Origin of the sequence: Sphaerisporangium aureirubrum (genome assembly GCF_042658925.1) — a bacterium.
In the GTDB taxonomy this organism is placed as follows: Bacteria; Actinomycetota; Actinomycetes; order Streptosporangiales; family Streptosporangiaceae; genus Sphaerisporangium; species Sphaerisporangium aureirubrum.
Genome location: NZ_JBHSRF010000191.1, coordinates 1 through 1,159, shown reverse-complemented (window position 1 = coordinate 1,159; position 1,159 = coordinate 1). Strand labels below are relative to the sequence as shown.

Here is a 1,159-nt window from a genome sequence, read left to right as displayed (position 1 = left end):
CGCATGTGCCGTTTTCGCAGGATGCGTCGTATCTGGCGATCGGGGAGCGGACCAACGCCAACGGGTCGAAGGTGTTTCGGGAGGCGATGCTGGCCGGGCGGTGGGAGGAGTGTGTGGAGATCGCCCGCTCCCAGGTTCGTGAGGGTGCGCATCTGCTGGATGTGTGTATTGATTATGTCGGTCGTGATGGGGTGGCCGATATGCGGGAGCTGGCGTTTCGGCTGGCGACGGCGTCGACGTTGCCGTTGATGCTGGATTCGACCGAGCCGGCGGTTTTGGCGGCGGGGTTGGAGATGCTGGGTGGGCGTGCGGTGGTGAATTCGGTGAATTTCGAGGATGGGGATGGTCCGGATTCGCGGTTCACCAAGATCATGGGTTTGGTGCGGGAGCATGGTGCGGCGGTGGTCGCGCTGACCATCGATGAGCGGGGTCAGGCCCGGGACGCCGATTGGAAGGTGCGGGTCGCGGGGCGGTTGATCGAGCAGTTGACCGGGGATTGGGGGATGAACGTCGGGGACATCTTGATCGATTGCCTGACGTTCCCGATCGCGACCGGGCAGGAGGAGACCCGGGGTGATGCGATCGCGACCATCGAGGCGATCGAGCGGGTCAAGACCGCTTATCCGGGGGTGCGGACCACTTTGGGGGTCAGCAATGTGTCGTTTGGGTTGAATCCGGCGGCGCGGGTGGTGCTGAACTCGGTGTTCTTGCATGAGGCGGTGAAGGCGGGGCTGGATTCGGCGATCGTGTCGCCGGCGAAGATCGTGCCGGTGGCGCAGATCCCTGATGAGCAGCGGCAGGTGGCGCTGGATCTGGTGTATGACCGGCGGCGGGAGGGGTATGACCCGCTGGCCCGGTTCATGGATCTGTTCGAGGGCGTCGATGTGGCGCAGATGCGGGCCGGGCGCGCGGCGCGGCTGGCGGGGCTGGGGTTGTGGGAGCGGTTGCAGGCCCGGATCGTGGAGGGCGAGCGTAAGGGCTTGGAGCAGGACCTGGACGAGGCGCTGGCGCTGCGCCCGGCGCTGGAGATCATCAATGATGTGCTGCTGGAGGGCATGAAGACCGTCGGTGAGTTGTTCGGGTCGGGGCAGATGCAGTTGCCGTTCGTGCTGGCGTCGGCCGAGGTGATGAAGGCCGCGGTGGGGTATCTGCAGCCGCA

Annotated in this window: 1 protein-coding gene; it reads left to right on the top strand. The window is 65.7% G+C overall.

Going from position 1 to position 1,159, the window contains the following annotated elements; translation table 11 throughout:
- On the top strand, positions 1 to 1,159 hold a 1,159-nt coding region (locus tag ACFP1K_RS41085; RefSeq protein ID WP_380764024.1), incomplete at both ends, for a dihydropteroate synthase.